General features: G+C 35.0%; 20 protein-coding genes. 12 read left to right on the top strand and 8 right to left on the bottom strand.

Annotated elements, in window-relative coordinates; genetic code table 11:
• Positions 1 to 5 precede the first annotated feature (5 nt).
• The 6 genes from ACKXGU_RS12545 to crcB all read left to right on the top strand — a co-directional run bounded on the left by ACKXGU_RS12545 (position 6) and on the right by crcB (position 6,341).
• On the top strand, positions 6 to 446 hold the full coding sequence (locus ACKXGU_RS12545; protein WP_463465628.1) for a hypothetical protein: 441 nt from the start codon (positions 6 to 8) through the stop codon (positions 444 to 446).
• A gap of 198 nt (positions 447 to 644) precedes the next feature.
• On the top strand, positions 645 to 2,291 hold the full coding sequence (locus ACKXGU_RS12540; RefSeq protein ID WP_463465627.1) for a tetratricopeptide repeat-containing sensor histidine kinase: 1,647 nt from the start codon (positions 645 to 647) through the stop codon (positions 2,289 to 2,291).
• A complete protein-coding gene (locus tag ACKXGU_RS12535) occupies positions 2,288 to 2,905 on the top strand; it encodes a response regulator transcription factor (RefSeq protein ID WP_463465626.1) in 618 nt (205 codons plus the stop codon). Before ACKXGU_RS12540 ends, ACKXGU_RS12535 begins: the two co-directional genes overlap by 4 nt.
• 261 nt (positions 2,906 to 3,166) lie before the next feature.
• On the top strand, positions 3,167 to 4,684 hold the full coding sequence (locus ACKXGU_RS12530) for a T9SS type A sorting domain-containing protein (RefSeq protein ID WP_463465625.1): 1,518 nt from the start codon (positions 3,167 to 3,169) through the stop codon (positions 4,682 to 4,684).
• 262 nt (positions 4,685 to 4,946) lie between these two features.
• Positions 4,947 to 5,969, top strand: coding sequence for an SRPBCC family protein (locus tag ACKXGU_RS12525; RefSeq protein ID WP_463465624.1), 1,023 nt, complete (start codon positions 4,947 to 4,949; stop codon positions 5,967 to 5,969).
• Positions 5,970 to 6,341 carry a fluoride efflux transporter CrcB gene (gene crcB, locus ACKXGU_RS12520; RefSeq protein WP_463465623.1) on the top strand — a complete coding sequence of 124 codons (372 nt, stop codon included), beginning with the start codon at positions 5,970 to 5,972 and terminating at the stop codon, positions 6,339 to 6,341. It begins immediately after the preceding gene.
• On the opposite strand, the gene ACKXGU_RS12515 is transcribed toward crcB, so the two are convergent.
• Complete coding sequence (locus ACKXGU_RS12515; protein ID WP_463465622.1) at positions 6,338 to 6,940, bottom strand: DUF1684 domain-containing protein; 603 nt, start codon at positions 6,938 to 6,940, stop codon at positions 6,338 to 6,340. The genes crcB and ACKXGU_RS12515 overlap by 4 nt on opposite strands.
• Before the next feature lie 229 nt (positions 6,941 to 7,169).
• Between ACKXGU_RS12515 and ACKXGU_RS12510 the strand changes: the two genes are divergently transcribed.
• Together ACKXGU_RS12510 and ACKXGU_RS12505 are read left to right on the top strand one after the other, a co-directional pair.
• Complete coding sequence (locus ACKXGU_RS12510; protein WP_463465621.1) at positions 7,170 to 8,387, top strand: MDR family MFS transporter; 1,218 nt, start codon at positions 7,170 to 7,172, stop codon at positions 8,385 to 8,387.
• Entirely contained in the window at positions 8,380 to 8,889 is a 510-nt protein-coding gene (locus ACKXGU_RS12505) for a hypothetical protein (RefSeq protein WP_463465620.1), read from the top strand. Before ACKXGU_RS12510 ends, ACKXGU_RS12505 begins: the two co-directional genes overlap by 8 nt.
• Positions 8,890 to 8,891: 2 nt before the next feature.
• Here the strand turns inward: ACKXGU_RS12505 and ACKXGU_RS12500 are convergent, their stop codons facing one another.
• Positions 8,892 to 9,335 (bottom strand): Lrp/AsnC family transcriptional regulator, encoded by a 444-nt coding sequence (locus ACKXGU_RS12500; RefSeq protein ID WP_463465619.1) that lies wholly within the window; start codon positions 9,333 to 9,335, stop codon positions 8,892 to 8,894.
• A 172-nt stretch (positions 9,336 to 9,507) separates the two neighbouring features.
• Here ACKXGU_RS12500 and ACKXGU_RS12495 point away from each other — a divergent pair, with 172 nt between their 5' ends.
• Positions 9,508 to 9,849: a hypothetical protein gene (locus ACKXGU_RS12495; protein WP_463465618.1), complete on the top strand. Its 342-nt coding sequence runs from the start codon at positions 9,508 to 9,510 to the stop codon at positions 9,847 to 9,849.
• Positions 9,850 to 9,891: 42 nt separating this feature from the next.
• A complete protein-coding gene (locus ACKXGU_RS12490; protein ID WP_463465617.1) occupies positions 9,892 to 10,512 on the top strand; it encodes a hypothetical protein in 621 nt (206 codons plus the stop codon).
• A 2-nt stretch (positions 10,513 to 10,514) separates the two neighbouring features.
• On the opposite strand, the gene ACKXGU_RS12485 is transcribed toward ACKXGU_RS12490, so the two are convergent.
• Together ACKXGU_RS12485 and ACKXGU_RS12480 are read right to left on the bottom strand one after the other, a co-directional pair.
• Complete coding sequence (locus ACKXGU_RS12485) at positions 10,515 to 13,931, bottom strand: methylmalonyl-CoA mutase family protein (protein ID WP_463465616.1); 3,417 nt, start codon at positions 13,929 to 13,931, stop codon at positions 10,515 to 10,517.
• 83 nt (positions 13,932 to 14,014) lie between these two features.
• On the bottom strand, positions 14,015 to 14,971 hold the full coding sequence (locus ACKXGU_RS12480) for an MBL fold metallo-hydrolase (protein WP_463465615.1): 957 nt from the start codon (positions 14,969 to 14,971) through the stop codon (positions 14,015 to 14,017).
• A 42-nt stretch (positions 14,972 to 15,013) separates the two neighbouring features.
• Here ACKXGU_RS12480 and ACKXGU_RS12475 point away from each other — a divergent pair, with 42 nt between their 5' ends.
• Entirely contained in the window at positions 15,014 to 15,721 is a 708-nt protein-coding gene (locus tag ACKXGU_RS12475) for a DUF4197 domain-containing protein (protein WP_463465614.1), read from the top strand.
• 2 nt (positions 15,722 to 15,723) lie between these two features.
• Here ACKXGU_RS12475 and ACKXGU_RS12470 read toward each other — a convergent pair whose 3' ends face one another.
• A complete protein-coding gene (locus tag ACKXGU_RS12470) occupies positions 15,724 to 16,230 on the bottom strand; it encodes a hypothetical protein (RefSeq protein WP_463465613.1) in 507 nt (168 codons plus the stop codon).
• Positions 16,231 to 16,493: 263 nt separating this feature from the next.
• On the opposite strand from ACKXGU_RS12470, the gene ACKXGU_RS12465 reads away from it, so the two are divergent.
• Positions 16,494 to 16,691, top strand: a complete 198-nt coding sequence (locus ACKXGU_RS12465; RefSeq protein ID WP_463465612.1) for a Lacal_2735 family protein — start codon at positions 16,494 to 16,496, stop codon at positions 16,689 to 16,691.
• Between the two features lie 5 nt (positions 16,692 to 16,696).
• Here ACKXGU_RS12465 and ACKXGU_RS12460 read toward each other — a convergent pair whose 3' ends face one another.
• Genes ACKXGU_RS12460 through prfA form a run of 3 tightly spaced genes read right to left on the bottom strand, consistent with a single transcriptional unit; the run spans position 16,697 to position 19,418 of the window.
• Positions 16,697 to 17,488: an ABC transporter substrate-binding protein gene (locus ACKXGU_RS12460; protein WP_463465611.1), complete on the bottom strand. Its 792-nt coding sequence runs from the start codon at positions 17,486 to 17,488 to the stop codon at positions 16,697 to 16,699.
• Between the two features lie 7 nt (positions 17,489 to 17,495).
• A complete protein-coding gene (pyrF, locus tag ACKXGU_RS12455; RefSeq protein ID WP_463465610.1) occupies positions 17,496 to 18,308 on the bottom strand; it encodes an orotidine-5'-phosphate decarboxylase in 813 nt (270 codons plus the stop codon).
• Positions 18,309 to 18,341: 33 nt separating this feature from the next.
• Positions 18,342 to 19,418 carry a peptide chain release factor 1 gene (gene prfA, locus ACKXGU_RS12450; RefSeq protein ID WP_103051907.1) on the bottom strand — a complete coding sequence of 359 codons (1,077 nt, stop codon included), beginning with the start codon at positions 19,416 to 19,418 and terminating at the stop codon, positions 18,342 to 18,344.
• Positions 19,419 to 19,761 lie beyond the last annotated feature (343 nt).

Below are 19,761 nucleotides of genomic sequence, written 5' to 3'. Positions count from 1 at the left end.
CTATTATGAAAATTTCTTTTACCTTTTTGTTCATCTCTTTAATTTTAAGCCTAAACAGTTGTAAAGATAAATCTCAAAATCCTGACGTAGCTGTTTTTGATTTTTGTTCATCCGATTGCGCTATAGATTCTGACAAATATTATGGTTATGATACTGTATCAGGAAAAGTAGAATATACTATTCCCTACCCAGAAAAAGCAACTCTTGTTGAAGTATCTGCCAAAGACAATATTATAACTTATGAATGTTCAGGAGGTGATTATACGAGCAAAAATTTAGAATATTTGCCTGTCAAGAAAACAGGTATGTCCAAAGATCCTAATTCTACAGTAACAGTTATAGTTATATTTCTAGGTTACGGTTGTAACAATGAAGTGGTAATTAAAAAGAAAAAAGAATCTGAAATTCAAGGCTCTCCTATTACCCTAAAATGTAAATCAAGTTAGTTTGTGAAACAACTGCTCTATACTATATGGTTTTGGATCAGTTATTGCCCTATAGTTTTTGGGCAAAATGATTCGGCATATGTTTTTTTTGATGCCGCTACTCCCATCAAATTGCTTGAAAGCAAAATAAATAACTCTAAAACCCATAAAAGCTTTTTTAGACTTGTTTATCATAGCAGATTGCGAAACCCTGATTCCATGGGTTTTTATATTATGCAATTAAGTCAAAAAAAACTACCGCAAAGAGAATACTGTAGGCTTTTATACTTTGATGGCTTTTACAACAAAATCACTAATAACGACTCTCTATTTTTCCAAAAAAGTTATGAGGCATTTAAAGAAGCTGAAAAAGTTAATGATTCCATTACAATACTTCATAGTCTAGCTGCTTTAGGGCAAACTTATGATTACAACAACGACAATTTCTACAATCTTGAGTACCTCAATTTATTAGAAAGATATGCCAATGAGTATAATAACTCCCATTTTAAGATTATCCATAGATTCCTTTTAGGAAACTATTATTATTATAGAGATAAAAACAATGAAGCGCTATCCCATTTTAGACAAATTCTTAAGTATGACTTTTCTATATCAGACAGTCTTTACTTACTTTACACATATAATAATTTGGGAGCTTTATTCGAGGACAACTTTCTAAAATCCGATTCTGCCATTTTCTATTACCAAAAAAGTTTAGATTTTTTAAAAAAACACCCCCATTTCAGCTCTAAAAAATCTTATTTCAATGTCTTTCTTAATCTAGGTGTTTCTTACAAAAATCAGGAATCTTACGATGAAGCCGAAATATATTATCTTAAAGCCGATAGTGTTTCCGCTGAAGAAAATGGTATTCACAACAATAAAAAAATAAGGGAAAATCTATCAAGAATGTATGCCCTCAAAGGCACCTATAAACAAGCTTATGAAAATTTATTACTAGCTAACCAATTTACCGACAGCCTAAACATCCAAGAACAAAGGCAAGCAATTGCTAATATCAAAGAGCAGTATGACAACGAAAAACTTCGTGCTGACAATCTTGAAAGCGAAACAAAGCGCAAACAAAATAGGAACCTTCTTTTTGCAGCTGTTTTTATTTTATTCAGTGGAAGCCTATTTGCAATTCAGCAACACAAAATCACCAAACGCAAACAAAAACTGGCTGAACAGGAAAAAGAACTCCAGACACAAAAATTAGCAACGGTATTAAAAGAACAGGAATTACTGTCTATAGACGCCATGATAGCTGGTCAGGAAAAAGAACGTCAGCGTATAGCCAATGATCTGCATGATGATCTAGGCAGTTTGATGACCACTGTAAAATGGCATTTTAATAGTCTTAAGGAAAAACAAACAACAGACCTATTTGAAAAAACCAATGACCTACTCGATCAAGCTTATCAAAAAATACGAAGTATTGCCCACGCCAAAAATTCAGGCGTCATTGCCAAGCAAGGTCTTCTAAAAGCGGTCAAGGATATGGCTCAAAACCTATCGGTATCCAATAAGATTAATATTGAAGTCATTGACCACGGTTTAGAGAACAGATTGGAAAACAGTTTAGAATTGACCATCTTCAGAGTTATTCAGGAATTAATCACCAATGTAATTAAGCACGCCTATGCAACCGAAGTCAATATTCATTTAACCAATCATGATGACTCGCTTAACATTATGGTAGAAGATAATGGTATTGGTTTCAATCCAAATCAAATAACCAAAACAAAAAAAGGTATGGGGATCAGTAGTATAAACAAACGGGTGGAACATCTAAATGGCTCTATGACCATTGAATCTGAAATAAACAAAGGAACAACCATAATTATTGACATTCCAATATGATACGACTAGCCATTGCTGAAGACCACCAATCGTTGATTGATGGAATAAAACTGCTGTTAGAATACGAGGAAGACATATCCATAGTTGGAACCGCCAATGATGGCGAGACTCTTCTAAAACTCGTACGGCTTAAACAACCATCAGTAATCCTAACTGACATACGTATGCCGAAAATGGATGGTATCACAGCTACAAAACACATTAAAAAAGAATTTCCAAAAACTAAAGTCATCGCATTTACCATGTTCGACCAAAGCGAAGCCGTAAACCAAATGCTTGAAGCCGGAGCCGATGGGTATATTTTAAAGAATTCTGCATTAGAAGTAGTTCGTGAAGCCATTCATACGGTTGCAAATGACTATAACTACTATGATGCCAAAATCAACATTAAAAACCTTGACAATAAAAGCAATAATAAAAAACTACTCACAAAGAGGCAAAATCAAATTTTAGAACTCATTGCTCAAGGGAAAACGTCTCGAGAAATAGCGGATGAACTTTTTATTGGCGTACAAACTGTTGATACACACAGAAAGAATATGATTCGAATTCTAGGTCTTCAAGGCAAAGGTGAGCTCATGCGATATGCTTTGGAAAAAAAGTACGATTTTTAAAAATACCTATTAATGGGTATGGTTTGCCGTATTCACATCTTCTAAATTTGAAATAAAAATACTCAAATTGAGTATTTCATAACAGTATTCATCATTTTAACTTTATGAACGCTAATCAATATTTCAAAATTATGAAAAAAACACTACTATTCTTTACAACACTTATTACTTTGGTTTCCTTTGGTCAGGTTCCAGGTAAACGACCTACTGGAAAATGCCACATTGATAAATACCTTCCCCTATACCGATAGCAATATTAGAATGGATTTAGCCACAGCAAGTGGTATATCGCCTGCTGGATGTCCCGTAGGCAACTATAATCTTGTTTATTATAAATTTACTGCCACAAACTCTTATCCCGTTGAAATCAATCTTGAAGATTCAAGTGCAGGGGCATTAGGGCAAACTTTTGCAATTGTGTTTAGCGCTCCTAGTTTAAGTATAACAGATGAAACGGAGTTAACTACTGTATCAGCTTGTGCCTTTACTCCGGGTACTACATTCACTCCTGTTTCGGGAAACAACTACTACGTTCTGATACATAGGCCTATATCTGATGCGTTAACAAACATAATATTCACTAATGAAACACCATTAGCTGTACCTGGTAGTGAAAGAGATGCCTTAATTGCACTTTACAATAGTACCAACGGTGGTTCCTGGACCAATAATACCAACTGGAATAGTGCAGAACCTGTTTATAACTGGTATGGTGTTACAACTGAAAATATTGGTGGTGTTGGTCATGTCACTGAAATTACATTAGGAAGCAACAATTTAACTGGGACATTGCCTACTGAAATTGGTGATTTTCCAGAACTAACCAGCTTAGGTCTATGGGCTAATCAAATTACTGGAAATATTCCTCCAGAAATAGGCAATCTTACTAATTTAGTTATGTTGGATATGTCTCCAAATACATTTTCTGGTACCATACCTCCAGAAATAGGGAATCTTACCAATTTAGAGATTTTATGGCTCAATCAAAATGGATTATCTGGTACTATTCCAGCATCATTTCAAAATTTGGTTAATTTGAGGGAACTATACCTTATTGGAGGTGTTGGAGACAGTTCTGAATGGGCTTCCAGTGTTTACAGTGGAGACTTTCCTGATTTGACTGCATTACCATTAGAGACATTACGTATTGAAAAAAACTTTTTTCATTTTGACGATATTGCAGATGAATTCGCAACATATCAAGCCAATATTCCAAATTTCATATTTGAGCCACAGTACACTATAGACCCTCCAGAAGAGGTTACACCTGATGTAGGAGAAGATATTACATTAACACTTACCGATGTACCAGGAACTACTCGAGTGGGCTCAAATTTAAGAACGGATAATATTTACCAATGGTTTAAGGATGATGTTTCTATTGATGGCGCCGATCAATCAACCTATACTATTGTAAACGCCCAACCTTCGGATTCCGGAGTATATTCTTGCCAGATAACCAATCCTGATGTACCTGGATTTATTGTCACACGATCTGGCATTACTGTTGATGTTGGCGGAACTTTAAGTATTGATAATTTCACATCAAAAGACATTAGCATTTATCCTAACCCCACGACAAATTATATAAACATTAAAATGGAAAATGCCATCAATTCCACAGTGACGATTTATGATTTAAGGGGCCGTAAAATAACAAATCAAAATATTTATTCAGAAACTTCCAGAATTGACACAAACAACCTGCAACCAGGTATATATGTGTTGAAATTGGAGAATGAGCAGTTTTCAACCACCCAAAAAATTCTTAAAAAATAACCACGTTATTAAATTGTTGAAAAGGTCTAAGTTTAAGAACTTAGACCTTTTTAATGGCATAAAATACCCACTATCGGGTATTTTATAGTGTCATTATATTAAATAAGTTTATATAGTTTTAAAATAAAATAGGGAGTATTTTTTATTAAAGCTATTTATTCGGAACCTCCAACCCATTTGGAGGTTCTTTTATTTATCACCTTTTCCCTTTACGAAAAATACCTGCAAATTTTACTATATTTGGTAAACTAACTTAACAACAATGAAAGCAATCAAATACCTTCTCTTTGCCATATTGATTTTAGTGATAGGCATATCTATCTATATTGCCGTTCAGCCAAATTTCTTTGAGGTTAAAAGAACACGAACCATTAACGCTCCTTCAGCTGTTATATACAATAATGTTATTGATTTTAAAAATTGGGAAGCTTGGTCAAGCTGGGTAGAAAAAGATCCTAAAACGGTTATTACCTTGGGTGATACTACTGCTGGTGTTGGAGGGTCTTACAGTTGGGTTGATTCTCATGGGTCAGGAAAAATGACCACATTGACAACCAATCCGAACCAATCCATAGAACAGGAATTACAGTTTGGAGATTTTGAACCCTCAAATATCACTTGGAATTTTGAGCCTTCAGAGGACGGGAAAACCAATGTTACATGGAAAATGCATTGTGACAAAGTGCCTTTTATGTTTAAAGCAACAGCTCTAGTGTCTGGAGGTTTTGACAATATGATAGGTCCCGATTTTGAACGTGGGTTAGAAAAATTAGATAGCCTCATTGTAGAATCTATGATGAAATATTCTGTTAAAGTAGATGGTTTAGCCAATCATGGTGGCGGATATTATATTTACAATACGACATCCTGTAAAATGGATGACCTTGAAACAAAAATGACCGAAATGTTGTCAAAAATTGGCAGCTACGCTATGAAAAATAGGATTGCTATGGCAGGAGCGCCATACGTAAATTACCACAAATGGGATGAAGCCAACAATGCAGTCATATTTTCATGTTGCATTCCTACTACCAATCAAGTAATTACTACCGAAAGCGATATTTTAAGTGGTCAACTGGAGCCGTTTAAAGCAGTCAAGACAACCTTAAAAGGGAATTACACCAACTTAAAAGAGGCCTGGGATGAAACTTTTAGATATATTGAAAACTATCAATTGATTCCTAAAGAAACCGGACCTATGCTAGAGGTTTATCTAACCGATCCAGAATCCAAACCTAATCCAGCCGATTGGATTACGGAAATTTATATCGCAATTGAGGAATAAATGAAAAACCTGCTTCTCGTTTTTCTTGGTGGTGGCGTTGGAAGTGTTCTCCGATACATCATTGGTAAGTTCCTAAATAGTCATGAATCTGGCATTCCTTATGGTACATTCACTGCTAATATTTTAGGTAGTTTACTCATAGGAATTATTCTAGGTTTGGCAGCTAAAAACGACACCCTTAACTCCAACCAAACGCTGCTATTGGCAACAGGTTTTTGTGGTGGATTTACCACATTCTCAACATTTGCTTATGAAAACCATGTTTTACTGAAGTCTGGTGATTTTACCAGTTTTGCAATCTATACCATTGCAAGTTTTATTATCGGTTTTCTAGCCGTATTTTTTGGAATGTATGTCGTAAAGTTCGTTTAATGTTTTTTAAAGGCCTTAACCCCTGCTTCAATTTTAGTATCTAAATAATTCTCTCTGGGAACAATAGGACAGGAATATTTTTCATTGTAGGCACAATACGGATTATAAGCCGTGTTAAAATCAATGGTTAGACTATTGCCCTCTGGAATACGACATTCCACATAACGACCTCCAGCATAGCTTTCCTCACCATTGGTATTATCCAAAAAAGGCAAAAACAAATAATCCTCGTAACCAGGTTTTGACAATAATCCTATATTCTGATAGATATTCAATTGATGATTTTCACCGTGAAGTTCAAAGGAAACAACGCCATACTTGACATATTCAGGTAGCCGTTCTGTTGTGGTTTTCATTTTAAAGGGTTTTTCATTTGGGGTCCTTGTTAATGTCGCATGAACCACATAAATGGAATCAAACTTAAAAAAATCGAGTCCCATAAATGTTTTTCGGTCCTTATCTTTTAATGGTGATTTTGAAGCATCTTTAAAATTGGCATTCATTTCACGTTGCCAATCGGTTTCTCCAGTAATGGGCTCTTTTTTTTGAGCACAAGCACTTACGGAAACTATCAAAAAAAGGACAAAAAGTTTTTTCATTTTCTATTTTTTTCGTTTTCAAAAATACAACTTAAAGTTTTTTTACCTAGTTTTGGTTAACAAATAGAAAAATTATGCAAAACTGCATCGTAACATATACTAAAAGACAGACCTCTTTGAAAAGGAGTTGGGCTAGCTATATATTATGATGATATAAACATACAAATTAACAATATAGAAAAGTCCGACGATATCGTCGGACTTTTTATTTTTATAACAATCAATCAAAATGAAAACTTTATTCAACAATTACTTAAATACGTTCAAAGGACTCTCTCGGGAAGTTTGGTGGTTAGCCTTGATAACGCTTATAAACAGGGCTGGTACTATGGTCATCCCCTTTTTATCACTTTATCTTACAGAGGATTTGCATTTTGAACCTTCAGATGTTGGTTGGATTATGTCAGCATTTGGTTTAGGTTCTTTTGTAGGTTCGTGGCTAGGTGGTAAATTAACCGACACCATTGGTTACTACAAAGTGATGGTTAGAAGCTTGTTGACTACAGGTATCCTATTTATAGGACTTCAGTTTTTAAATACATTCGTTAGTATTTGTTTGGGTATTTTCTTGGTAATGTTGGTTGCTGATATGTTTCGTCCAGCTATGTACGTGGCATTAAGTGCCTATAGTAAACCTGAAAACAAAACACGAAGCGTAACCTTAATACGATTGGCAATAAACCTCGGTTTTTCAGCTGGACCTGCTTTAGGAGGCTTAATCATTACAACTATGAGCTATGGTGGTTTGTTTTGGGTAGATGGCATTACCTGTATTTTGGCAACTTTGCTACTTATAAATGTTTTAAACCCTAAAAAAGCTAGGATTGTTGACAATGTCATTAATGATAATCCGCAGTCGGCTTATAAGGATAAAGTCTTTTGGATGTTTCTGGCATCCATGACCATATTTGGAATCATCTTTTTACAATATTTTTCAACCATGCCCATTTATTACAAAAATGCACATACTTTAAACGAATTGGAAATAGGGCTATTATTGGGGTTAAATGGTGCTTTTATTTTCTTATTGGAAATGCCACTCATTAAGTGGTTGGAAAACACAAAATATTCCAAGCCATTTCTAATGTTGGTTGGAGCATTTTTGACGGCAGCAAGCTTTTTGGTACTAAATCTCACTTCGTGGGTTGGTATCTTGTTGGCAGGTATGTTATTTATGACAGTGGGCGAAATGATAGCCTTTCCATTTTCCAATGCATTTGCTATGGAACGTGCCAAGAAAGGAAATCAAGGAGAATATATGGCTTTATACACCATTTCATTCTCGATAGCCCATATTTTTGGACATAATGCCGGCATGCAATTGGTGGATCACCTCGGATTTGACAACACCTGGTACATAATGACAGGACTTGGTATGATTTGTGCTTTTTTATTATGGATATTAAAGCGATATTTAAAAGCTAAAAATGAATTGAGTCATGAATAGATTTTGGGAAAACTCACCGATATTTCAAAAAGCAGAAAGTATCAGAAAACTTGTTGATTCTATTGTTGAAATAACCATGGAGTCCGAAATGTTTTTTGAAACGGAAGAAGATGGCAAAATGATCGATGATAGCATAAACTATCTCGTTGATAATTCGCTCATACTTCCTGCTAAAATTGCAGGAGCTAGTGATGAAAATGTTCTATATGATATAAAAATGGAGAATGCGACCCTAATTAGAAAGGCAGCCAGAGAAATACTTACAGATTTATCGACTCTAGAGCATTTCGGATTTAAAGAAACTGAATATTTGGATGTTCTGCGTGAAGAAATGGAAGATTTTCGAATTTTGTTTGCCGAATGGGTAAAAACTTTCGACCCTTGGAACTATATTATTGATCGTTGGGGATTATTCAACCCACCTGGAATAGCATATGATGAACATGATCCAGACGATGACATTCCATTTAATGATGATGAAGATGATAATGATGAGGATTAACCTTATTTTAATGGCTTAACCGGATTGTGCTTCACAACATGTGATAGCACAATCTGTGTTTTAGCTTCACCATAAACAATTAGTTGATCTATAAACGTTTCCAGATGCTTTTGGTTTTTTAAAACCACTTCCATGACAATGTTCTCGTTCCCGGTAATCCGGTAACAATTGATAACCTCGTCATAAGTCTTAACCTTTTCCAAAAAGGGTTTTAACATACCCATAAAAGCACGAATGGTTATAAGGGCTTTTAATTGATACCCCACATCAAAAGGAGAAACAGTTGTATGATAATCCTGAATAATCCCCAAATCTTCCATTTTCTTGATACGTTCTGAAACAGCCGGCGAACTTATCCCAACCCGCCGTCCTATTTCTGCATTACTCATGCGGGCATTTTGTTGCAAACAACCAAGAATCTTCCAGTTTAACGAATCAATACTCATTTTAAATAAAAATACCTTAAAATAATTAATAATTAAATCAAATATACAATTTCACATTAAATATTAAATAATAAATTCAGCGTTAGTAAGTAATTTTGATAAAATTGCTATTATAATCATGTTATCAAACGCGCCATCAAATTTGTTCCATTCGCCTATATATCAGAAGGCTATGGAAATTATCATCCTATCCAGAAGTATTTCTACTTATTTGAATCAAGATTTAAATGGATTACTACCCAATGGTGCAGAAGATGACCATATTTACTTTTCAGGAGATATTGTGCAGCAATCCGTGTCATTGGCTCCTGAAATTGAAAAAGCGGAACAGGAACGCTACACAGAAAAAAAACACAAGCATATCGCCTCTATTAAACGTCTAACTTCGCTCTTAAACAAAAATGTAAAACGTTTGGAAGACTGCAATAGTAATGGCAAGGATTACCTGCCTTTGTTGCGTTCTGAACTACAAAAATTCAAAAAATTACAACACACCTGGATGTTGACTCTTTAGTGCTCTTTTTCTATATTTAACATGAATCTTTAATAGATATCCATGAAATATATCTTATGGGTTGTTTTAACAACAATTAGCCTTTCTGCATTTTCCCAACATATTAAAATTGACAAGAAAAAACTGGAATTTCTAAAAAACGAAACCCATGTTCAGGTTAAATTCAAGTATGATAATCTATCATTTAATGCTGACAACCTTTCGGAAATAGCCTTTATTGATTATTTCAAGGAAAAAATGGCCTCTAGACAAAAGGATAGCACAGGTTGGACCAATGCCTATTTTAAACATAAAGACTTTTTATGGCAAGAGGCTTACGTTTCCAAACTCAATGAAACATTAGAACGCTATCAAGCTCCCATTTTTTCTTTAGATGAATCCTTGAGCACCAATTATTATATGCTGGTTGAAGTGTCATGGATTTATGCAGGATATGATATAGGCATTGCAAAATCACCTTCAAAAGTTAAATTAAAACTTCACATCTTTGAACAAAATACCAAAAAGAAAATTACGACCATTCCAGTCGGGATAACCACAGCCGATAATGACAAGGAGGACAACGACAGTGAATGGACCTATTTGAGGCGCATTCAAAATGCCTTTACTATTTCTGGGTTTAAATTGGGTATTGCTCTAAAAAGAGTATTTGATAAAAAATAACATTACATATTTCTACGATACTGTCCACCAACTTCAAATAACGCATCTGTAATTTGTCCTAAAGAGCATACTTTACAGACATCCATTAGTGCTTCAAATATGTTTTGATTGTTAATAGCTGTTTGTTGTAATTCTTTTAATAAGGCCGTCGTGTCATTACCTTTATGTAAGTTCTCTAGCGTTTTAATTTGATATTGCTTTTCAGCTTCAGTCGCACGAATGACTTCAGCAGGCTGAACCGTTGGAGACCCTTTTGAACTTAAAAATGTATTAACTCCAATGATTGGGAACTGTCCATTATGTTTCAAGGTTTCGTAGTATAAGCTTTCCTCCTGAATCTTGCTACGCTGGTACATAGTTTCCATAGCTCCCAACACGCCACCGCGTTCTGTGATTCTATCAAATTCCATTAATACAGCCTCCTCAACCAAATCGGTTAATTCTTCAATAATAAACGAACCTTGTATTGGGTTTTCATTTTTAGCAAGTCCTAACTCCTTGTTTATAATCAACTGAATAGCCATAGCACGACGCACAGATTCTTCTGTAGGCGTTGTAATGGCCTCATCGTAAGCGTTTGTATGTAATGAATTACAGTTATCATAAATAGCATATAGTGCCTGAAGTGTTGTACGAATATCATTAAAGTCAATTTCCTGCGCGTGCAAACTACGTCCAGAAGTTTGAATATGATATTTGAGCATTTGAGCTCTTGGATTGGCATCATATTTATACTTCATGGCTTTCGACCAAATTTTTCGTGCTACACGACCAATAACGGCATATTCAGGATCAATACCATTCGAAAAGAAGAACGATAGGTTTGGTCCAAACTTGTTAATATCCATTCCTCTTGATAAGTAATACTCCACATAGGTAAAACCATTTGATAAGGTTAAAGCCAATTGCGTAATAGGATTGGCTCCCGCTTCTGCTATATGATATCCTGAAATGGAAACCGAGTAAAAATTACGGACGTTATTGTCAATAAAATATTCTTGAACATCACCCATTAATCGCAAAGCAAATTCCGTTGAAAAAATACAGGTATTTTGAGCCTGGTCTTCCTTTAAAATGTCTGCTTGAACCGTTCCCCTAACCTGCGCAATCGTTCGGGTTTTAATCTCTTGATAAGCATCTGCTGGCAACACTTGATCTCCGGTAACACCCAATAACATTAAGCCCAATCCATCATTGCCTTCAGGTAAATCTCCATTATATTTTGGGCGCTCCACGCCTTTTTCCTTGTATATTTTGGCAATCTTGGCTTCTACTTCTTTTTCAAGTCCATTGTCTTTAATATAAATCTCACATTGTTGATCAATGGCCGCATTCATAAAGAATCCTAATAACATTGGAGCTGGACCATTAATGGTCATACTCACAGAAGTCATAACATCTGCTAGATTAAAACCAGAGTACAATTTCTTGGCGTCATCTAAACAACAAATACTCACACCAGCATTACCTATTTTACCATAAATATCCGGGCGTAAATCAGGATCATTACCATACAAAGTCACACTATCAAATGCTGTCGATAAACGCTTGGCTGGCATACCTTGGCTCACATAATGAAAGCGCTTGTTTGTACGTTCGGGTCCACCTTCACCAGCAAACATACGTGCCGGATCTTCTCCTGTACGCTTAAAAGGATATAATCCTGAAGTAAATGGAAATTCGCCAGGAACATTTTCTTGTAATGTCCATCTTAAAATATCACCCCAGGCCTGATACTTTGGTAGTGCCACTTTAGGTATTTGCAAATGTGACAGTGACTCCGTATGGGTTTCTATTTTAATTTCCTTATCACGAACTTTAAAGGAATAGACTGGGTTTTTGTATTTATTGACTTTGTCATCCCAACCTAAAATAACTTCCCAGTTGTAAGGGTCTAAATTTAATTTAACACGATCAAACTCGCCAACCAATAACTTTACAAAATCTGGCTGCTTATTAGATTCAACAGATTTTGAATCAACCCCTGCTTTATCTAATTTAGGTGTCTTTCCTAAAACAGACTCTATAGTTTTATAAATGCCATATAATTTTTGAGCAACATCAACCTGTTCATTAGCTGTTTTGTCATAGGCCCGATTGTTTTCTGCAATTTCAGATAAATAACGCGTTCTAGAAGGTGGAATAACAAAAATCTTTTCGCTCATTTCGTTTGAAATATGAAAAGTGGATTTTAAATCGGTTTCTGTTTTTTCCACCAATTTATCCATCACAGCTTTATATAGGGTATTCATCCCTGGATCATTAAATTGAGAGGCTATTGTTCCATAAACTGGTAATTCCTCTTGTGGGATGTCCCAAAGATTATTATTACGCATGTATTGTTTCTTGACATCGCGTAAGGCATCTAATGACCCACGTTTGTCAAATTTGTTAATGGCTACCAAATCCGCAAAATCAAGCATATCGATTTTCTCCAATTGGGTTGCCGCACCAAATTCAGGTGTCATAACATATAGCGACACATCAGAATGTTCAATAATTTCCGTATCCGATTGACCGATACCCGATGTTTCCAAAATGATTAAATCGTATTCAGCAGCCTTAAGTACCTCAACCGCTTCATGTACATATTTAGATAATGCCAGATTGGATTGTCTGGTTGCCAAACTTCGCATATAAACTCGTGGTGAATTAATGGCATTCATGCGAATTCTATCGCCTAATAAAGCACCTCCTGTTTTCCTTTTTGAGGGGTCTACTGAAATTAACCCAACGGTTTTTTCTGGAAAATCTATTAAAAATCGGCGTACTAATTCATCAACCAAGGACGACTTACCTGCACCACCAGTTCCCGTTATTCCTAATACTGGTGTTTTAGAAGTTTTATTTTTGTTATGTATTTTCTCTAATGAATCTTTAGCGACTTCAGGAAAATTTTCCGCTGAAGAAATCACTCTTGCAATAGCTTTTGGGTTTTTCTTTTCTAAACTATCTACTTCCCCATTTAATGAGTCACCAATGGCAAAATCAGATTTTTCAACCAAATCATTAATCATACCCTGTAAACCCATTTCACGACCATCATCTGGAGAATAAATACGGTCAATACCATAATCCATGAGTTCCTTAATTTCAGAAGGTAGGATCACACCGCCGCCGCCGCCAAAAATTTTAATATGCCCTGCACCACGTTCTGCCAACAAATCATGCATATACTTAAAGTATTCGTTATGACCTCCTTGGTAAGACGTTAAACAAATAGCATTGGCATCTTCTTGAATAGCTGTATTGACCACTTCCTCAACACTGCGATCATGTCCTAAATGAATGACCTCAACACCAGTTGCCTGAATGATACGTCTCATGATATTAATTGAGGCATCATGCCCATCAAATAATGAGGCTGCGGTGACTATTCTAACTTTATGCTTTGGTTTATAGGGTGCTACTTGTTTCATGAATTATGAATCTGATTTTTTAGTGCGGCAAAATTACGAAATATTCAAAAAAATATTCCTGTTTTTAATAATTATCTAACAGTCTAAAGCTCAAAAAGACTGCCTTCTTTTGGAAAGCGAAAACCTAGATTCTGAAGACTATCCTTCAACGGATGAGTCTCTTTTATAGCTGGATTGGTATGATTGAAATGTATAAAATGAATCTTGTTTTTAGTTTCTAGCGATTCGCTTTCAAACAAAGATGTTGTTTCAGTGGTAAACGGATGCGGAATTTTACTCATATCACGCTCCAATTCGCCATCAGCAAAGAAAGAGGCATCTAAAAAAGCATAGTCCACTTTTTTGACCTCATCGATGATATTACGGCTCCATACTTTCCACTTATCAATATCTGGTATGAATAAAGCCGATTTATTTTTCCCTTCAATTTTATAACCTACTGTTTCAGAATATTCATCGCGATGTGGCACCAATAAGGGCGTGACTTTTAAGTTGGCATTTAAAACGATTGTAGAATCACTTTGCAAGGCTTTTATATCAATATTATCCAATGTTATTAGTTGGCTCCACGGACCATTATTTTCAAGATACAATTTCATTCTTGGCATAGCATAAACAGGAATTCTATTCGCACCAATGGCTTCTCTTCCAAAATACATCAAACCCGTGTAATGCCCAATGTGTGCATGCGTCAAAAAAACACCATCAATTAATTTATCATTATTTAAATGCTTTTCTTTTAAAGTTTGAACTTGTTCGGTTATATCTGGAGTGGCATCAAATAGCCACTTACCTTTCTTATCTAAATCTACTAAACCTAAACAAGAAACTAGCTTCCTATCCTCCAAACCTCTATAAAAAGGCGCACAACATTTTTTTTCACATCCTATTTGCGGATAACCAGCATCTTGAGCAATACCTAATACGGTAATATACTGCTTTGAAGTTTCATAAGGTTCTTCAACATTTTGTATTGTTTTTTTATCACAGCCAACTAATAACATAAAAATAATTAGGCATAATAATTGAATAGGTTTCATAAGATTACTTTTATCTTTGTTAAAGATAATAAACCCAATACTATGATACGTAAATTGTTAGCCTTTGTACTTATTTTAAATCTAACCGCTTGTGCTGAACTGCAGGAAGTTGTCAATCAGTTACCAGAGAACACGACTGGAATAAGCAATGCCGAAATTGCTTCTGGTCTACGTGAAGCTTTGGACCAAGGAATTGACAAACAAGTCAGCAAGCTCTCTTTAAAAGATGGCTATTTTAAAAATGAATTGGTCAAAATTTTACTTCCTGAAGAACTTCAGAAAGTGGACAAAGTGCTTCGTGATATAGGTTTAGGCAATTTGGCTGATGAAGGCCTTAAGGTATTAAACAGAGCGGCTGAAGATGCTGTTGGAGAGGCCACCCCTATTTTTGTAGATGCTGTAAAAGGCATTACATTCAATGATGCTAAAAATATTTTATTAGGTGATAATAGAGCTGCCACTTCTTATTTAGAGAATCGGACACAAACGAGTCTCTACAACAAATTTCACCCTGTAATTAATGAATCATTCAGTAAGGTTGGCGCTGATGCTATTTGGGAAAATTTGATCAGCAAATACAACGCTATCCCTTTCACGGCAGATGTCAATCCTGATCTAACTGATTACGTTACAGGTGAAGCCTTAAAAGGTGTTTACAAAATGATTGCCGTTGAAGAACAAGAAATTCGCACTAAAATATCATCAAGAACAACTGATTTATTGCGTAAAGTATTTGCGTTACAGGATTAATACTAATTAACTTTCTTTCGGTATAAACCGTCAAAAGCTACGGTAATATCTTTGTTATTGGTTATGGTCTCCCAAAACTGATGCACCGAACCGTCTTTATTCAAGGTCCAAGTAACTCTATGGTAAATGGTATCTCCTTTTTTGTTGATTTCATCATCTGTTCTCATAATCATCTTATCACCTTCACGGTTCCCTTTGAGATGTAAACTACCACCTAAATTATCAACCCAGATTTGTTCCCACTGGCCTGTTTTATAATTATAAAAGTTATTACTTGTTCCTGTAACTTTTCCATTGGCACTTTTCCAATTTTCCTGTAACAAACAATTATTTTGACTTTTCGTAATGGTATTGGTTCCTGCCTGGGAACCATCCGGATTGATAACAGTCCACTCACCGATCCAAAAATCAAATTCAGAATATTTTTCACTACAGCAGTTACAAGTATTTCCTTGTGCTTGTATCGATAAGGTAACTAAACAAATTAAAAAAGACACAAATAATCTCATGATTTTCAAAAATTTAAAAATTCAATTTATTAAATGAATCTTAATATATTACTAATATTAACATAACATTAGATTTCAAATAAATCATCAAATTTGCAGTGTTCTCATTAAAGTATTTACTTCCACATAATCAGGACGAGTAAGAGTTAGTTAGTTAAAAAAATCGGTGCTTTTTCAAGGCCGATTTTTTTTGTTATTTTTTTGATTTTTAATTTGCTGAATTACAATATTTTAAATATATTTATTCTTCTATAAGAACTTCGATGAAAAGTTTGTCTGAAATATCCAACCATCGTAAAAGACTTTTACAACGTTATAAGCAATTAATTGAGAATGCTTATAATTTAAGGCAAACAGATTCTGCTGAAAGTGATATTTCGGAATACCAAGCTTTAAAATTATTGGACGAATTAAATCGTTTAAGTTACTTTGATAGAGATTCCATTCAACCTACCCACTAGAGTTTTTATTTTAAAACATCCAAATGAAGTTTTTTGAAGTAATCAAAAGATTGCAATAATCTACTTCCATACCAGGAAAACATCTCGCCATCAACTATTATGATTTTCGCATTGGGAAAATAGGGTTGAATTTGTGAATAATGTGCTTCCTTAAATGGATATGGTTCACTGGAAAGAAAGACAAAACCAATATCTGGATATTTCTTGTCTAAAGATACTTCAGGATATCGTGATTGATTTTGAAAATAATTTTCAAAACCATTCAATTCCAACATGTGATTTATAAACGTATCCTTTCCAACTACCATCCATGGGTCTTTCCATATAAAATATGAAACAATAGGCTTGGGTTGTGACTTTGTAGATAATTCAAAATTGGATTGCGCATTCTTAATACTATCAATTAGGCTACTCGCCTTCTCTTCAACGGCAAATATTTGGCCATAGATAGTAATTAATTCCAGACAATCTTCAATAGCATTGATATCGCTAATATGGACAGGTGCAATCGCTTCCAATGCATTGACAATTTGTATTGTGTTTTCCTCTTTATTACATAATATGATGTCTGGCTGTAAGTCTTGAATTTTATCAACATGAACTTGCTTGGTACCCCCTACTATGGTTTTATCCTTCAAAAGATTTTTTGGGTGTACACAGAATTTTGTAACACCAACTATTAAATCTTCCAAACCTAAATAACAGAGCAACTCTGTTTGACTGGGTACCAAAGACACAATACGTTTTGGCGTTTTATCTAAACGGACAGTTCTCTGAAGTTGGTCTTTGACTTGCATTTTGAAACTATTTTAAAATAGTTTCCATATCTCGTTGCAGTTCTAGGGCCTTTGCTGCAGCTGCTTGAGCAAAGTCTTCTTGATTTGACGCGTAAATAATCCCTCTGGATGAATTGATCAACAAACCAACCTGCTCATTCATTCCATACTTGCAAACGTCTTGTAAGCTTCCTCCTTGAGCTCCAACACCTGGAACCAATAAGAAACTATCTGGAATTATTTGTCTGATTTCTTGTAAAAATTCAGCTTTTGTAGCACCAACTACGTACATTAAATTATTGGCGTTCTTCCAGGTTTTTGAAGTTTCTAAAACCTGCTTATACAATTCTTTACCTTCCAATGATTTAGTTTGAAAATCAAAGGCTCCCTGATTGGAAGTTAATGCCAGTAAAATGGTATGCTTATTTTCAAATGTCAAAAAAGGTTCAACGGAATCTTTACCCATATAAGGGGCCACTGTCACACTATCAAAACCTAAATCCTCAAAAAATGCTTGAGCATACATACTACTGGTATTACCTATGTCTCCTCGCTTGGCATCAGCAATTGTAAAAATTTCAGGATAATTGGTATTTAAGTAATTTATGGTTTTCTCTAAAGCCTTCCAACCTTTAATGCCATAAGCTTCATAAAAAGCGGTGTTTGGCTTATAAGCCACACATAAATGATGAGTAGCGTCTATTATAGCTTTGTTGAAGGCAAAAATAGGATCTTCTTCCTTTAGAAGATGCTGCGGAATTTTAGTCAAATCGACATCAAGGCCAATACAAAGAAATGATTTCTTTTTTTTGATTTGATCAGTTAGTTGTTGTGTTGTCATGTTATAAAAAAAGCCTCAAAAAGAGGCCTTAAATTAAATATGTTCGTCGCTCGCCTTTAACTTTTCAGTGTTTTCAGCAAGCATTAATTCATCAATTATTTTTTGAAGGTCACCATTCACAATATTTTGCAAATCATATAGTGTCAATCCGATTCTATGATCAGTCACACGACCTTGTGGGTAATTATAAGTTCTAATTTTGGCACTTCTATCACCCGAAGAAACCATACTACCGCGCTTGGCAGCATCCTCTTCTTGTTTTTTAGCCAACTCCAAATCGTACAACCTGGAACGCAATACCTTAAATGCCTTTTCCTTGTTTTTGTGTTGCGATTTTTGATCCTGACATTGTGCTACCAATCCTGTTGGAATATGCGTTAAACGCACAGCAGAATAAGTGGTATTAACAGATTGACCTCCAGGTCCTGATGAACAGAAATAATCAATACGCACATCTTTTGGGTCTATTTCAATATCAAATTCCTCCGCTTCAGGAAATACCATACAAGTCGCTGCACTGGTATGAACACGGCCTTGAGTTTCCGTTTGAGGTACCCGTTGTACACGATGTACACCGGCTTCAAATTTTAAAGTTCCATATACGTCTTCCCCAGTTACTTCGAATTGAATTTCTTTAAACCCGCCATTAGTCCCTTCACTAAAATCAACAGTATCAACCTTCCAGCCTTTACTCTCACAGTACTTTGAGTACATTCTAAATAGGTCACCTGCAAAAATACTGGCTTCATCACCACCTGTACCTGCACGTAATTCTACTACGGCATTTTTAGAATCTTCTGGATCCTTTGGAATTAATAAAAATCGAATCTCCTCTTCTAACTTTGGTATACCCTCTTTGGCTTCTTCATATTGCATTTTGGCCATTTCCACCATTTCTGCATCGCTACCATCAGCTAAAATTTCTTCCGCCTCCTTTAAATTATCTGTCAATTCAATATAGGCATCACGCTTATCCATAAGAACACGCAAATCCTTGTATTCCTTATTCAATTCAACATAACGCTTCTGATCGGAAATGATATCTGGTTGAATAATCAAATCGCTGACTTCATCAAAACGCTGCTTTATTATTTGAAGTTTTTCTAACATCTACTTTCTTAAATTGTGTGGCAAAAATACGATAATTTATGAATTGATTGTTTTTTTATCTCAGATCAAAAAATCAAAAAAATAAACCCTGATTTTTTTCGTTTTCATTGAACATGCAACGCTTTGAGGCTATACTACTTTTTTACAGACCATATTTTCTATGGTCTTTAGCAATCAATATTGTTTTATTGATTTTCAGCCCGTTTATACCGCCTATCATTATTTCAAAATTACTACTAACAATTTTTCTATGGTATCTTGTGACTGAAACCAAGGCAAAACAGAAACTCATTTTTTATAAAAATTTAGGAATTTCAACTTTTAAACTTTTCGCCAGTATTTT

Source organism: Hanstruepera sp. CR43 (assembly GCF_055227665.1).
This window is presented reverse-complemented; position numbering and strand designations above follow the sequence as displayed.

Coding starts and splice junctions, on each gene's coding strand:
- ACKXGU_RS12545 (WP_463465628.1), top strand. CDS start 6: ATGAAAATTTCTTTTACCTTTTTGTTCATCTCTTTAATTTTAAGCCTA.
- ACKXGU_RS12540 (WP_463465627.1), top strand. CDS start 645: ATGGGTTTTTATATTATGCAATTAAGTCAAAAAAAACTACCGCAAAGA.
- ACKXGU_RS12535 (WP_463465626.1), top strand. CDS start 2,288: ATGATACGACTAGCCATTGCTGAAGACCACCAATCGTTGATTGATGGA.
- ACKXGU_RS12530 (WP_463465625.1), top strand. CDS start 3,167: ATGGATTTAGCCACAGCAAGTGGTATATCGCCTGCTGGATGTCCCGTA.
- ACKXGU_RS12525 (WP_463465624.1), top strand. CDS start 4,947: ATGAAAGCAATCAAATACCTTCTCTTTGCCATATTGATTTTAGTGATA.
- crcB (WP_463465623.1), top strand. CDS start 5,970: ATGAAAAACCTGCTTCTCGTTTTTCTTGGTGGTGGCGTTGGAAGTGTT.
- ACKXGU_RS12515 (WP_463465622.1), bottom strand. CDS start 6,940: ATGAAAAAACTTTTTGTCCTTTTTTTGATAGTTTCCGTAAGTGCTTGT.
- ACKXGU_RS12510 (WP_463465621.1), top strand. CDS start 7,170: ATGAAAACTTTATTCAACAATTACTTAAATACGTTCAAAGGACTCTCT.
- ACKXGU_RS12505 (WP_463465620.1), top strand. CDS start 8,380: ATGAATAGATTTTGGGAAAACTCACCGATATTTCAAAAAGCAGAAAGT.
- ACKXGU_RS12500 (WP_463465619.1), bottom strand. CDS start 9,335: ATGAGTATTGATTCGTTAAACTGGAAGATTCTTGGTTGTTTGCAACAA.
- ACKXGU_RS12495 (WP_463465618.1), top strand. CDS start 9,508: ATGGAAATTATCATCCTATCCAGAAGTATTTCTACTTATTTGAATCAA.
- ACKXGU_RS12490 (WP_463465617.1), top strand. CDS start 9,892: ATGAAATATATCTTATGGGTTGTTTTAACAACAATTAGCCTTTCTGCA.
- ACKXGU_RS12485 (WP_463465616.1), bottom strand. CDS start 13,931: ATGAAACAAGTAGCACCCTATAAACCAAAGCATAAAGTTAGAATAGTC.
- ACKXGU_RS12480 (WP_463465615.1), bottom strand. CDS start 14,971: ATGAAACCTATTCAATTATTATGCCTAATTATTTTTATGTTATTAGTT.
- ACKXGU_RS12475 (WP_463465614.1), top strand. CDS start 15,014: ATGATACGTAAATTGTTAGCCTTTGTACTTATTTTAAATCTAACCGCT.
- ACKXGU_RS12470 (WP_463465613.1), bottom strand. CDS start 16,230: ATGAGATTATTTGTGTCTTTTTTAATTTGTTTAGTTACCTTATCGATA.
- ACKXGU_RS12465 (WP_463465612.1), top strand. CDS start 16,494: ATGAAAAGTTTGTCTGAAATATCCAACCATCGTAAAAGACTTTTACAA.
- ACKXGU_RS12460 (WP_463465611.1), bottom strand. CDS start 17,488: ATGCAAGTCAAAGACCAACTTCAGAGAACTGTCCGTTTAGATAAAACG.
- pyrF (WP_463465610.1), bottom strand. CDS start 18,308: ATGACAACACAACAACTAACTGATCAAATCAAAAAAAAGAAATCATTT.
- prfA (WP_103051907.1), bottom strand. CDS start 19,418: ATGTTAGAAAAACTTCAAATAATAAAGCAGCGTTTTGATGAAGTCAGC.